The sequence below is a fragment of the uncultured Erythrobacter sp. genome (genome assembly GCF_947492365.1).
Taxonomy (GTDB): Bacteria; Pseudomonadota; Alphaproteobacteria; order Sphingomonadales; family Sphingomonadaceae; genus Erythrobacter.
In genome coordinates, this window is the sequence record NZ_CANLMB010000001.1 from 2,313,371 (window position 1) to 2,326,711 (window position 13,341).

Consider the following 13,341-nt stretch of genomic DNA (forward strand, 5'->3'; position numbering starts at 1 on the left):
GGGCCGGAGCGATGATACCGCTCCGGCCCTTTTTCGTATTCAGGTTCTGGTTTCGATCAGAATTCCTTGCGCACCGTCGCGCCAAATGTGCGCGGAGTGCCGATGCGGTAGCCGAGCCTTGCGCGGCCGCCACGTTCGCGATCGAACGAAAGCAAAGCGTTCTCGTCGAACACATTGTTGGCATAGATTGAGATGCTCAACCCGTCCTCAAAGTCCACACCCGCACTCAGATTGACCAGCTGGTAATCGTCGAGCAGCAGGTCAACGGTGGTTGAATCCGTCGCCGCCGCTCCGCCAAATGGCAGCCCATGGACGAAGGTGCGCGGGTTACCCTCCTGGTCGGCAGGCTGGGTGAAGCGCGATCCGACATGTGTGAACGACGCCGCGATAAAGGCGTCAGCCCCATCCGAAATCGGCCACTCATAGCTGCCACTTGCCGAAAGCTGGAATTCGGGAACCGAAGGAAGGCGATTGCCTTCGCGGATACCCGTTGCGCCAGCCAGCGCGCCTGGCAAAGTCGTGTCAAACTCGGCTTCGATCCAGCTGCCAGACAGGTTGAAATTGAGACCCGGTGCCGGGTTCAGGCCCAGCTCTGCCTCAATCCCTGCCGAATGCGCGTCAGGAACGTTGAAGACGATCCGCGAAGAGCAGCTTCCGGCGTCGAGCGTCACCTGCAGATTGCTGATCTCGTTGTAGAAACCAGCAGCATTGAAAGTGAAGCCATCGCCCTGCGTCTTGATACCGACCTCGTAGTTCCACAAGGTTTCGTCATTATAGTCCTGAAAGCCGCCGAACAGCGCCAGATCCTGTGCGTTACACAGAGGCACGTTGAGCGGATCATTGACCCCGCCAAGGCGGAAACCGCGAGAGGCCTGCGCGTTGACGGTGATGTCCGGGCTGACTTCGTAGCTAAGCAGGAAGCGCGGCGTGAAGCCGTCGGAAGCGGTCTCGTCGATCACGCCGGAATCACCATTGGCGAACAGGCCGCCGGTTGTGATCGTGCGGGTTTCCTCGAAATCGTAATACCGGCCACCAGCGGTGAAGCTGAGCGCATCGGTGATGTCGAGTGTCGCCTCACCGAACAGTGCGATCTGTTCGATATTGTAGGGCAGATCCGAATTGAACGGCGAGTCGAGATTGTCAAAGCCATTGGCAACTGCCGCCGACGTTCCGGCTCCAAGCGTCGCATCTGTCGCTGCCGCATAACCGGGGGTCGGCAGGCGCTGGCGATAAAAACGATCGGTTTCCGAATAGAAGCCGCCAAACACCCACTGCAGCGGACCGTCATAATCTGAGGCAAAGCGCAGTTCCTGCGTGATCGATTCAACGTCAGTCGTATCGCGCAGGTTCGAAGGCAACAGCACAGCTGCATCGGGATAGCCAAGATCGACCGACACCGATCCGGTGAGCGCGCTGGCATCACGGCTGACCAGAATGTCCCTGCTTGTGAAGGAGCTGACCGATGTCATTGTGACTGGGCCCAGATCGGCCTCGACTACCAGGTCTGCGATCAGCGTCTCGTCTTCGAACCGTTCGCGCAGCTGCAGATATTGCTCACGTTCACCCAGCTGGTTTGGAGTGGTGAGGAATTCATTGGCGTAGAGGTTGAAGATCTCCTGCCGGTTAAAGCCGTCGGCGCTGATTTTCTGGTAAACAAGGCGCGGCGTGATGCTGAAACCCTCGCCCGTATCGAGCCTGAAGGCAAGGCGACCGCCATAGCGCTCGCCGCTATTGATATTCTCGCCGCCGCCTGGGCCTTGCGCGTCAATGAAGCCGCCATATTGCGTGTAATAGCCGACCGCGCGGAATGCAGCGACATCGCCGACGGGAATGTTGATGGCGCCTTTCATGTGATAGCCAAGATCATCGCCATCGACGAGGTTCACATTGGCTTCAACCGTGCCTTCCAAAACGCCAGGTTCGGGCTGGTTAGTGATGTAACGGATCGTGCCGCCGACCGACCCCGATCCGAACAATGTGCCCTGCGGACCACGCAAGGTCTCAACGCGGTTGAGATCGAATAGGTCGAGATCCGGAGTGAAAAGCGAGAGCGAGATCACCGATTCATCGAGATAGACGCCGACCTGCTCCTTGACGCCGGGCTGGTCGCGCACGACCTGACCGGCAGAAACACCGCGCACCGAAACCTGGCTCTGACCCGGGCCGAGGTTCTGGATCGAAAGACCCGCGACGTTGCGCGAGAGATCTTCAAGCGTAACTGCGCCTGACCGCTGGATATCTTCAGCCGTAAGTGCGCTGATCGAAAAGGGGATGTCCTGAATGGTGGATTCGCGCTTGGTCGCAGTCACCACGATGACATTGCCGCGCGCTTCGGGTTCATCTGCCTCTTCGGCATCTTGCGCAAAAGCCGGGGTCGCGCCGAGCGCCATAGCGCAACCCGCGAGTAGGGTAGCGCGCAGATAGCGAGCTGATTTCATATGGTTTCGAGGGGTATTCATCCGTTCATCTCCTTACGAATAGTGCGTTTTCGCATTCTAAATTCGCAAGAAACTCTTGCCGGAGAGATTGAGCAAGAGCCTCATTAGATACGATTTTTCTTTTGGAAGTAGGTGTATCACTCACGCAACACAGACCGACCGGTAAAAAAGAGGCCGGAGCGAACACGCCGCCCCGGCCCTTGTCAGTTTGTTTGTTCGCAGGAGGAACATGGGTTGGCGGAGGAGAAAGGAAGAGAGAGTGCTCTCCCCCGCCAAACTGGGTGTTAGTTGTAGGCGCGTTCGCCGTGTTCGCCGATGTCGAGACCATCGACTTCGGTTTCCTCATCGACGCGCAGGCCGATGGTGAGCTTGACGGCATAGGCCGCGATCAGAGTGCCAATCCCGGCCCAAGCGATGGTGATGAGCACGCCCTTGATCTGGATCCAGAGTTGGGTCGCGACTGGCGCAGCGCCGTCGCCAGCCGGACCGCCGAGGAAGGACTGGTAGACCACTGCAGTTCCGATCGCGCCGATAACCCCGCCCACCCCATGGATGCCGAACGCATCGAGAGAGTCGTCATAGCCAAACTTCATCTTCACCTTGGCGACAAAGAAATAGCACACCGTAGACGAGATGATGCCGAGCAGGATCGCGCCGAACGGCCCGCTATTTCCTGCAGCTGGAGTGACCGCGACTAGGCCCGCAATCACACCGGAGCAGAATCCCAGCGCAGACCCCTTGTGGCCGAGCACTCGCTCGATCACCATCCAGGTAAGCGCACCTGCAGCGGTCGCAACGAAGGTGTTGATCATGGCAAGGCCCGCAGACCCATCCGCCTCAAGGGCAGAGCCTGCATTGAAGCCGAACCAACCCACCCACAGCAGACCGGTGCCGACCATAGTCAGCGTCAGGCTGTGCGGCATCATCGGCTCTTGCGGCCACCCACGACGCTTGCCGAGAAGGAACGCGAGCACCAGACCGGAGACACCGGCATTGATGTGAACTACGGTCCCGCCAGCGAAATCGAGCGCGCCATCTTTGTACAGCAGGCCATCTGCCGCCCAGACCATATGCGCGATCGGGAAATAGACGATGGTGAGCCAGATCGGCACGAACATCATTACAGCGTTAAACTTCATCCGCTCTGCCGTCGCACCAAGGATCAGGGCAGCGGTGATGGCAGCGAAGGTCATCTGAAAACTGACGAAAACATATTCGCTGATCACTTCATCGGTGAAGGTCGCGGCAGTGGTGCTCGCGTCCATTCCCGCAAGGAAGTAACTGCCCCCGCTGATGAAATTGCCAAGCCAGCCTTCATAGCTAGTCGACCCGAAAGCAAGGCTGAAGCCCCACATGACCCAGATAAGCATTGCGAGCGAAGCAGTCGCGCCGATCTGGGTCATGGTCGAAAGCATGTTCTTCGAACGGGTGAGGCCGCCATAGAACAGCGCGAGACCGGGAAGGATCATCAACAGAACGAGGATCGTGGCTGTCATCATCCAGGCATTGTTGCCGGGGTTTGGCACAGCTGCCGGAGCCGCCAATGCAGGTTGAGCCAGCAGCAAAGTGCCAGCCGAAAGCAAAGCGAATTTAACAAAGGGTCGTGTCATCGGTCGTTTCCCTGTGAGGTCAAAGCGCGGTTTCGCCGGATTCGCCTGTGCGAATGCGGGTTGCCGAGGCGAGGTCGAGAATGAAGATTTTGCCGTCACCGATGGCTTCGGTGCAGGCAGTTTGCTGGATCGTCTCGACCACTTGCTCAGCGACTTCGTCACTGGCAGCGATTTCGAGCTTCACCTTTGGCAACATATTGGTGGTGTATTCCGCGCCACGATAAATCTCGGTTTGGCCTTTCTGGCGGCCAAATCCTTTGACTTCGGACACAGTCATTCCGGCAATACCAAGCGCACCCAAAGCCTCTCGGACTTCATCGAGCTTGAACGGCTTTATTATTGCGATGATAAATTTCATGCACAGCACCCCTCTGGCTGATCCGGACAATCCGGCTGCTTGAGGAACTGCAATTGCCGTGCCAGCTCAGTCCGCAGCGCGTTACGCAGCAGAAACACGCGCATTTCTCGCACTTGCACAAATATTGATGCTTAAATTTTGAGCGGGTGGCTATTTATTAAGCAGGCATGCAAGATTATGTCCGCGATTGTCCTTAGGTGGTCACCGAAAGGCTTCTTGGCCTACTCGCCCGAAATATAGCGCGTGCTGGGCGTGGTTGGCAGACCGTCAATGCTCGAAGTGCGCGAGGCGGTCTTCGCCATCCACTCCTCGGGCGTCGAAGCTTTGTGCGCTTTCTTGAGTGTCTCGCGTTCGCCTTCCAGCGACATGAAGGGCACGCCCCAACCGCAACTGGTCTGCACGCTCTCAAGGTCGATCACAAAGATCTGCCGCGTGCCCGTCACCAGCGTGAAATTGGCCGCAAGCGCTTCCCACTCATCGTCCTGCGGCAGAACTGCGCGGCCCCTCCCATAGAGGCGCAGGATGAGCGCAGGCTGCTGAAAGTTGCAGAACATCACCGTAATGCGGCCATCGGCGGCGAGATGCGCGTGCGTCTCGTTCCCCGACCCTCCCAGATCGAGATAGCCGACCGTCTTGGGACCAAGCACGCGAAATGCGTCGTAACCCTTGGGGCTGAGATTGATCCGCGCATCAGGCGCCGATGTCGCAACGAAGAAGACTGGCTGCTTCTCGATCATCGCGATATGCTTTCCATTCAGCGCATCGAAGAATTCAGCCATTATTTGTCTCCTTGCCGGATCACAGGAAGTCGCGCAGCACGCCCATGAATTTGTCGAACTGGTCGTGGTGAAGCCAGTGCCCGGCCTTCTCGAACTCGATCACTTCGGCATTTCTGAAATGCGCGATCCGCCCGTCTTTTTCCGGATTGGAGGCCCAGCTATCCGCACCATAGAGCAGCAATGTGGGGCAGGAAATTGCCCCCCATGTTGCCTCCATAAACTCGTCCGCGACATCTTCGACGCCCCAGACATTAAGGTGCGGGTCGAACTTCCAACTGTAAGTGCCATCCTCGTTGCGGTTGACGCCGTGAATGGTGAGGTGCCGCGCCTGCGCCTCGGTGAGGTAGGAGTTTTCCTCGATCATTCGCGCGAACGCGGCCTCGATGCTTTCATATTTGCGCGGGCTTCGGCCAGCGGCTTTGCGCTTCTTCTCGATCCATTCGCGCATCCGCTCAGGATAAGGCGTTTTGCGCTGCTCGGCCTTCCATTCGGGCGAGGGTCCGAGACCTTCAATCGCAACCAGCTTGGTCACCATATCGGGGAACATGCCCGCATAGCGCAGCGAAACATTGCCTCCCATTGAGTGCGAAACAATGGTGACCGGCCCGCGTCCCAATTGGTGCACCAGCTGAGCCAGATCATAGACCATGTCGTTGGAGTTGTAGTTGCCGTCCGACACCCAGTCGCTGTCGCCATGCCCGCGATGATCCATCGCCACGACATGCCAGTCCTGGGCAAGCTGCTCCGCAGTCCAGTCCCAGCTCCGCGCATGATCGCGCCCGCCATGAACGAGCACGAGCGGCGGCTTTTCCTCATTCCCCCAATCGAAATAATTGAGCTTGAGGCGCTGCGAGATGAAGCTTTGCGATGTTGGGCCAGAAATCGTCATACGAGCCATTTGGCCTCACTCATCAACTCAAGCAACCCCGCTCGCCCTGAGCTTGTCGAAGGGCCGTATTTTTCTTTGGGGGCAACTTGTAGAGGGAAGAACGGTGCTTCGACAAGCTCAGCACGAGCGGTGTTTTGTTTATCAGCGTTCTTTCGTCGCCGAGAAGGCCAGCTCGGGGTTCTTCTCGACCTGATAGTTCACGTCCCACGGGCTCTTGGCCATGAAGACCAGATCCCCGTCGCGGTCGCGGGCGAGGTTCGCGCGGTTAAAGCTCTCAAACTCGTCGAGCGCTTTTTGATCGCCCTTGAGCCAGCGCGCTGTGGCAAAGGGTGAGGCTTCGAGTGCGGCCTCGACCTTGTATTCGGCCGAAAGCCGCGAGATCAGCACGTCGAGCTGGAGCTGGCCGACCACACCAACAATGTGGTTCGCGCCGATCTCGGGATAGAAGACCTGGATCACGCCCTCTTCGGAGAGGTCATCCAATGCCTTGCGCAATTGCTTGGTCTTGGTCGGGTCTTTCAGCTGCACCCGGCGCAGAATTTCCGGGGCGAAATTGGGCAGGCCAGTAAAGCGCACCTGATCCTTCTCAGAGAGCGTATCGCCAACACGCAAAGTGCCGTGGTTGGGAATGCCGATAATGTCGCCCGCCTCGGCGGTATCGGCAATCTCGCGGTCCTGCGCGAAGAACAGGATCGGCGAGTGGATCGCAATCGGCTTGCCCAGCCCGCTCGGCGTCAGCTTCATGCCGCGTTTGAACGTGCCAGACACCTGCCGCATAAAGGCGATGCGGTCGCGGTGATTGGGGTCCATATTGGCCTGCACCTTGAAGATGAAACCTGTGACTTCATCGTGGTCAGGTTCGATCCGATCATCGCCAGCGGGTTGCGGTCGCGGCGGGGGTGCGAATTTGGCAATTGCCTCGATCAGTTCGGTGACGCCAAAATTTTTGAGCGCCGATCCGAAATAGACAGGCGTGAGATCGCCATTGCGATAGGCCTCAAGGTCGAACTCGGGATAGCCGACCTGCGCAAGCTCGGCCTCTTCGGCGAACTCATCAGGAATGCTCGGATCGCTGTCGCTTTGCCCAAGAAATTCCTTCGACGGGCCTTCGGGGCGGCTGACTTGGCCGGTGGCAAAGTCGAGAATGCCTTCGAACTGCCCGCCCATGCCGATCGGCCAACCTTGGGGTGACACGTCGAGCGCGAGCATGTCAGCCACTTCGTCCAACGTCTCGAACGGATCGCGGCCTTCGCGGTCGACCTTGTTGACGAAGGTGATAATCGGGACATTGCGCAGGCGGCAGACCTCAAAGAGCTTGCGCGTCTGCGGCTCGATACCTTTGGCCGCGTCGATCACCATCACAGCAGAGTCCACGGCGGTGAGCGTGCGATAGGTGTCTTCGGAAAAGTCCTCGTGACCCGGCGTGTCGAGCAGGTTGAAGGTGACGCCTTCTCGCTCGAAGGTCATCACGCTGGACGTGACCGAGATGCCGCGTTGCTGCTCGATTTTCATCCAGTCCGAACGTGCACGCCGCTGTTGCCCGCGCGCCTTGACCTCACCCGCCAAGTGGATCGCGCCGCCCTGAAGCAACAGCTTCTCCGTGAGCGTGGTCTTACCCGCGTCAGGGTGCGAGATGATCGCGAAAGTGCGGCGCGAATTGGGTGCGGACATGGTTTTCGGTGCGCGCGGGATCAGCCGCGCAGCTCCGCCCCCTGTTTGGCTGCTGCTGCCACGATGGCGTCTGAGATCTCCTTTAGCTCGGCATCCTTGAAGCTTTTCTCGCGCGGTTGCAGGACCACTTCGATGGCGATGGATTTCTTGCCTTCGCCAACACCTTCGCCTGCGAACACATCAAAGACGCGCGCATCGGTAATGTTAGCCTTGTCAGCACCTTTGACCGCACGCACCACGTCTGCGGCGGCGAGGTCTGCGGGCACCAGAAACGCGAAGTCGCGCGTGACCGATTGCAAAGCGGGCGGTGCATAGGTCGGACGGGCGAAGCTCTTCGCGCCTTGCGATCCCTTGCGCTTGGGCAGCGCGTCGAGGTGGATCCCGCCCGCGACAACCGGCACGTCGATATCGAAATACTGCAGCGTTTTGGGATGGACCGCGCCAAAGCTCGCAATGCGGTTCTTGGGGCCAAGCCGCAGTGTTGCGGACTGGCCCGGATGATAGAAGTCGCCCGCTTCGCCCATCACCATCAGATTGGCGACAGGTGCGCCTGCCGCCTCGAGCAGTTCGAGCACCTTGGCCTTGGCGTCATACGCATCAAACGCAAGCGCTTTGCCGTGCTGCCAGCCACGCTCTTCACGGTTGCCAGCGAGCACGAAGGCAAGCGAGGGCGCTTCACCGTCGGCAAGATAGCGGCGGCCGATTTCGAACAGGCGAATGCTGGAGCCCCCGCGCGCAATATCACGGCGCACGGCTGACAGCAGGCCGGGCAGCAGCGAGGGGCGCATGACCTTCATGTCTTCGCTAATCGGATTGTCGAGCGACCAGTGCCCGCCGCCGACTGCGTCAGCGTCTTCGGCGGAGATGAAGGACCATGTGATCGCTTCGTCGAGCCCGCTGCCGGCTGCTGCACGGCGCAATTTGCGTTCGAGCTGTTGTTCAGCGGTGGCTGTCGGGCGAGCGACGCCATCGATGCGCGGCAGGGCCACGCTTTCGACTTCGCCGAGGCCGTGGATGCGCACGACTTCTTCGACAAGATCGGGCGCGCCTTCGATGTCGTGGCGGCGCAGCGGGCAGATTACGTTCCAGTTGGCATCGACCGTGAAGTCTAGGCTTTCGAGAATGCGCTTCTGTTCCTGTGTGGGCACTTCAACGCCGCCTAAGCGTGCGGTCAGTCCTGTGTCGAAGGCCACAACTTTCGGCTCACTCGGAGGCGCGCCAGCCTGCACAGCCTCGCTCGCAGTTCCGCCCGCAAGCTCGACAATCAGGCCAGTGAGCAGGTCGAGGCCCTCTTGCAAGAAGGCCGGATCAACCCCTCGCTCAAACCGCGTGCGCGCATCGGAGGCAAGACCCAGCTTGCGACCCGTCACGCCGATGCGGGCAGGATCGAAATAGGCGATCTCGAGCAGCACGTCAGTCGTACTGTCCTGCACGCCTGAATTCTCGCCGCCCATGATCCCGGCAATGTCGTGAACCTCGGCATCGTCGGCGATCACGACCATGCTGTCATCAAGCGTATAGGTCTTCTCGTTGAGCGCGAGCACTTGCTCACCAGCCTTGGCGCGCCGGGCGATGACTGCGCCGGTCAGCTTGGACAGGTCGTAAGCGTGTGCCGGACGGCCAAAGGCCAGCATCAGATAGTTGGTGAGGTCAACCAGCAGCGAAATCGGGCGCTGACCCGCGCTCTTAAGCCGCTGCTGCAGCCAGTCTGGCGATGGTCCGTTTGTCACGCCCTTGATGACACGGCCATAGAATGCCGGGCAGCCTTCCGGATCATCGGTGCGAATTTCGACCGGGCACGCGCCCGAGGCCTCAAACGCCGGCTGCTTGATCGGCTTCAGCGTCCCCAGACCCGCCGCAGCGAGATCGCGGGCAATGCCATAGACGCCCATGCAATCAGGCCGGTTGGGCGTGATCGCCACGTCGATGAGCGGCGAAGTGCCGTGATAGTCTGCAAATCCGGCTCCGACCGGCGCATCCTGCGGCAGTTCGATAATCCCGTCATGTTCGTCGCCCAGCTCAAGCTCGCGCACCGAACACATCATGCCGTTGGATTCGACCCCGCGGATCGCGCTCTTGCGCAGCTCCATGCCGTTCGACGGAACCACTGCGCCGGGCTGGCCCAGCACGCCCTTCATCCCCGCACGCGCATTGGGCGCTCCGCAGACGACTTGCAGCGGATCACCCTCGCCAGTGTCGACGGTGAGCACTTGCAACTTGTCAGCATCGGGGTGCTTTTCAGCCGTAAGCACATGCGCGACCGTAAAGCCCGCGAGCCGTTCGGCCGGGTCCTCGACGCCTTCGATCTCCAGCCCGATGGCAGTCAGCGCTTCGGTGATCTCGGCCAAAGTCGCCTCGGTTTCGAGGTGGTCCTTGAGCCAGTCTATCGAGAACTTCATGCGCCTGCTCCCACTCCGCCGGACAAGGTCGGTTGGTCGAAGGGCGAGAAGCCGTAATGCGCCAGCCAGCGCGGATCGCCGTCAAAGAAGGGCCGCAAATCGTCCATCCCGTATTTGAGCATAGCGAGCCGGTCGACCCCTAGGCCCCAGGCAAAACCTTGCCATTTGTCCGGATCGAACCCGCCCATTTCGAGTACACGGCGGTTCACCATGCCGCTGCCCAGCAGCTCCATCCAGTCGTGCCCATCATCATCGCCATGCCCGCCAACCACGCGGCGTCCATTTTCGCTCGCATAACCGACATCAACCTCGACCGAAGGCTCGGTGAAGGGGAAGTAGGAGGGACGCAGGCGCAGGACGATATCGTCGCGCTCGAAGAAGGCTTTGAGGAAGGTTTCGAGCGTCCATTTCAGGTGCCCGAGATGAATGCCCTCATCGACCACCAGCCCTTCGACCTGATGGAACATCGGGGTGTGGGTCGCATCGCTGTCAGAGCGATAGACACGGCCCGGCGCAATAATCCGCACCGGCGCGCCGCCTGGATTGGCTGCGGCAATCGCCTTCATCGTGCGGATCTGCACCGGCGATGTGTGAGTGCGCAACAGCATCTGCCCGCCATCAGGGGCAGTGTCCGGAAAGTAGAACGTGTCGTGCATCGCGCGCGCCGGATGCGATTCATCCATGTTGAGCGCGGTGAAATTGTGCCAGTCATCCTCGATCTCGGGACCGGTTGCGACCGCAAATCCAAGGTCAGCAAAAATCTCTGCCAGCTCGTCCATCACCTGACTGACCGGATGGATCGAGCCTTTGTGCGCGGCAGGCGCGGGCAATGTCAGGTCGAGCGTTTCGCTGGCCAATTGCGCGTCGAGCGCGGCGTTTTCCAGCGCGGCCTTCTTTACTTCGAGCGCAGCGGCGACTTCGGCGCGTACAGCCTGTATCGCGGGAGCCGCTTCTTTGCGCTCGTCCGGGCTCATCTGGCCGAGCGTCTTGAGGGCAAGGCTCACCCAGCCCTTTTTGCCGAGCGCAGCAACGCGCTGCTGTTCGAGTGCGTCGAGTGTGTCTGCCGCTTCGATTGCGTCGAGCGCGGCGCTTTTCTGGGATGTCAGTTCGGTCATCTTTGGCCTGCTTGGATCAGCGGGTCCGCTAGCGCCTATTGCATGCCATTGCAAAGTGGCATTTGTGCATGCTGGTTCGCTCGATCAGCTTTCACTAGCCGCCGGATCGTGCAGCCCCTGAACCGCCTCGCCCGCAATCGCCATTCTTGCGCGCGCAGCGGCGACCAGAAACGGCTTGTCGAGCGCGGCATAGGTGCTCGGGCTCATGCCCATGAAACGTTTGAAATCTCTCACGAAATGCGCCTGGTCGTGATAATGGTAGTCGAGCGTGCTGAGCCATTTGAGCGAAGGGTCGAGCATGAACTGCGACAGGCTGCGCAGGAAACGCTGGCGGCGCAGCAACAGCTTTGGCGTGAATCCGAATGCCCGCTTGGTCAGCCTTTCAAGCGAGCGGATATTCATCGCCACCCGATCTGCCAGTTCGGCAACAGTTGCGAGTTCGGGATCAACAAGCGCAGCGCTGATCGCGGCAATCGCCGCCGTTGCCGGCCCCTCTGACGGGACCAGCGCATCCATATGACGCTCGATAATCGCGAGCTCTTCACCGTAATCGCCTCCGCCCTCGGCGAGCGCTCCGGTCAGTTCAAGGCCCAAAGCATGGAATGCAGCAAAGGCGCTGTCCGCCATCGCGTCGCTGACCGTGTCGGCATAGTCGCTTGCATGTCCGTCAATAAAGGCGGCCCAGCCTAGCGGCATCAAGCCAATGCCCCAACTGCGTCCCGACGAAATACGAAACCGGGTTGCCAAACTCGTTGGGCCGGTCGCCGATACGGCAGGCGTCGGCACTACTGGCGCGTCGCCAATTGCCGAATGCGCCCAGCCTGCCTGTTCCATAAAGCGCAAGTTTGGCCATTCAGGATGGAGGTAATCCTCCAGCACGGGCTCGGACGGAGAGGCGACAACTTCAGTGTAGTAATAGGTGGTTACATAGGGCGCCAGCTCCGCGCTCGGAAGCGCAAAGCGGATCGAAATCGCATTGCCCGTTTCAGCGTGCATGAAGCGTCAGAGTTCCTCTTACCATGCGACCAAGTGCTGTTTGCCGGGCAATGCCATACGCGCGGATCGCCTCTTTCTTGAGCCGCAATAGGCCTAGGCAATCACATAGGAAACCGCAAATCACCCGCAGCGGACTGCGCGCCGCTCTTGATCAGTCGTCTGCTTCGCGCACCGGCTGATCGAGCGTTTGCGCAGCGCTGCCCCAGATGCGGGCGCGAGCTTCCATGAATGAGGACAGGATCGGATGGTCGAGCGCTGCATAGGCGCTGGGCGTCATGGTCATGAACTCGCTGAATTCACGCGTGAACTGTGCCTGGTCATGATATTCGCCGTCCATCGCCTCGGTCCAGCGCATACCGCCACTGGCCTGTTGCAACATGAAGGTTGAGAGGCTGCGCATAAAGCGCTGGCGGCGGAGCAGCAGCTTGGGCGTGAAGCCGAAGTAGCGGCGGCACATGCGCTCCAGCGTGCGAATACTCATGCCGCAAGCTTCGGCCAGATCAGCAACCGCTAGATGCTCGCCGCTGACGAGCGCTGTGTGAATGCGCATGATCTTGGGCTCGTCGCGATTGGGGCGCATCAGCCGCGCCATTACCTCGATGATTTGCGCCAGCTGCTCGTCCTTGGGGATTGCCGGATCGCACAGGACGTCTGAAAGCACATCGAACTTGGCAAAGACAGGATGGTTAGCGCCGTCGCAGGCGACATTGGCGAGGTCGAAGGCGTCGGCCTCGATAAAGCGCGCCCAGCCCAGCGGGAGGAACCCGATCCCCCACATGCGCGACTGCCCCAGCTCGAACTCGCATGGGCGCGAGCTGGGGCCGGTGGCACCAAAGCGCGCGCCACTGACTATCGAATCGCCAATCCGCGAAGTCGGCCAAGAACCGCCGAAGAAGCGGATGTTACCCCATTCGGGCTGCAACGCATCGGTGAGTGTGCCGCCATCTTCCACGTCAAGCGAAAGGTGGTAGAAGGTCGTAAAGCAGCCATCAAACTGCGGCGGCGGAGTGTAGAAACGACTGCGAACTGAATAGTCCGCGACGGGTTCAGCACGAGCGCCATGCACCCCATCGCCCACAATATCGT

General features: G+C 60.0%; 10 protein-coding genes. All 10 read right to left on the reverse strand.

The annotated features are described in order from the left end of the window. Positions 1–56 precede the first annotated feature (56 nt). The 10 genes from Q0887_RS11075 to Q0887_RS11120 all read right to left on the reverse strand — a co-directional run bounded on the left by Q0887_RS11075 (position 57) and on the right by Q0887_RS11120 (position 13,333). Positions 57–2,438 (reverse strand): TonB-dependent receptor, encoded by a 2,382-nt coding sequence (locus Q0887_RS11075; RefSeq protein ID WP_299195045.1) that lies wholly within the window; start codon positions 2,436–2,438, stop codon positions 57–59. A 284-nt stretch (positions 2,439–2,722) separates the two neighbouring features. Continuing rightward, positions 2,723–4,048, reverse strand: coding sequence for an ammonium transporter (locus Q0887_RS11080; RefSeq protein ID WP_299195048.1), 1,326 nt, complete (start codon positions 4,046–4,048; stop codon positions 2,723–2,725). Between the two features lie 19 nt (positions 4,049–4,067). Continuing rightward, on the reverse strand, positions 4,068–4,406 hold the full coding sequence (locus tag Q0887_RS11085) for a P-II family nitrogen regulator (RefSeq protein WP_299195051.1): 339 nt from the start codon (positions 4,404–4,406) through the stop codon (positions 4,068–4,070). 221 nt (positions 4,407–4,627) lie between these two features. Continuing rightward, complete coding sequence (locus Q0887_RS11090) at positions 4,628–5,185, reverse strand: pyridoxamine 5'-phosphate oxidase family protein (protein WP_299195054.1); 558 nt, start codon at positions 5,183–5,185, stop codon at positions 4,628–4,630. A gap of 19 nt (positions 5,186–5,204) precedes the next feature. Continuing rightward, positions 5,205–6,074 (reverse strand): alpha/beta hydrolase, encoded by an 870-nt coding sequence (locus Q0887_RS11095; RefSeq protein ID WP_299195330.1) that lies wholly within the window; start codon positions 6,072–6,074, stop codon positions 5,205–5,207. 141 nt (positions 6,075–6,215) lie between these two features. After that, positions 6,216–7,745, reverse strand: a complete 1,530-nt coding sequence (locus Q0887_RS11100; protein ID WP_299195057.1) for a peptide chain release factor 3 — start codon at positions 7,743–7,745, stop codon at positions 6,216–6,218. A gap of 20 nt (positions 7,746–7,765) precedes the next feature. After that, on the reverse strand, positions 7,766–10,144 hold the full coding sequence (gene pheT, locus Q0887_RS11105; protein ID WP_299195060.1) for a phenylalanine--tRNA ligase subunit beta: 2,379 nt from the start codon (positions 10,142–10,144) through the stop codon (positions 7,766–7,768). Further along, a complete protein-coding gene (pheS, locus tag Q0887_RS11110; RefSeq protein ID WP_299195062.1) occupies positions 10,141–11,259 on the reverse strand; it encodes a phenylalanine--tRNA ligase subunit alpha in 1,119 nt (372 codons plus the stop codon). The genes pheT and pheS overlap by 4 nt, the downstream gene beginning before the upstream one ends. Before the next feature lie 84 nt (positions 11,260–11,343). Further along, complete coding sequence (locus Q0887_RS11115) at positions 11,344–12,255, reverse strand: helix-turn-helix domain-containing protein (protein ID WP_299195064.1); 912 nt, start codon at positions 12,253–12,255, stop codon at positions 11,344–11,346. Positions 12,256–12,406: 151 nt separating this feature from the next. Further along, a complete protein-coding gene (locus Q0887_RS11120) occupies positions 12,407–13,333 on the reverse strand; it encodes an AraC family transcriptional regulator (RefSeq protein ID WP_299195067.1) in 927 nt (308 codons plus the stop codon). Positions 13,334–13,341 lie beyond the last annotated feature (8 nt).

Bases quoted from the DNA above. Each gene is read 5' to 3' on its own strand.
- Q0887_RS11075 (WP_299195045.1), bottom strand. From the start codon at position 2,438: ATGAAATCAGCTCGCTATCTGCGCGCTACCCTACTCGCGGGTTGCGCT.
- Q0887_RS11080 (WP_299195048.1), bottom strand. From the start codon at position 4,048: ATGACACGACCCTTTGTTAAATTCGCTTTGCTTTCGGCTGGCACTTTG.
- Q0887_RS11085 (WP_299195051.1), bottom strand. From the start codon at position 4,406: ATGAAATTTATCATCGCAATAATAAAGCCGTTCAAGCTCGATGAAGTC.
- Q0887_RS11090 (WP_299195054.1), bottom strand. From the start codon at position 5,185: ATGGCTGAATTCTTCGATGCGCTGAATGGAAAGCATATCGCGATGATC.
- Q0887_RS11095 (WP_299195330.1), bottom strand. From the start codon at position 6,074: ATGACGATTTCTGGCCCAACATCGCAAAGCTTCATCTCGCAGCGCCTC.
- Q0887_RS11100 (WP_299195057.1), bottom strand. From the start codon at position 7,745: ATGTCCGCACCCAATTCGCGCCGCACTTTCGCGATCATCTCGCACCCT.
- pheT (WP_299195060.1), bottom strand. From the start codon at position 10,144: ATGAAGTTCTCGATAGACTGGCTCAAGGACCACCTCGAAACCGAGGCG.
- pheS (WP_299195062.1), bottom strand. From the start codon at position 11,259: ATGACCGAACTGACATCCCAGAAAAGCGCCGCGCTCGACGCAATCGAA.
- Q0887_RS11115 (WP_299195064.1), bottom strand. From the start codon at position 12,255: ATGCACGCTGAAACGGGCAATGCGATTTCGATCCGCTTTGCGCTTCCG.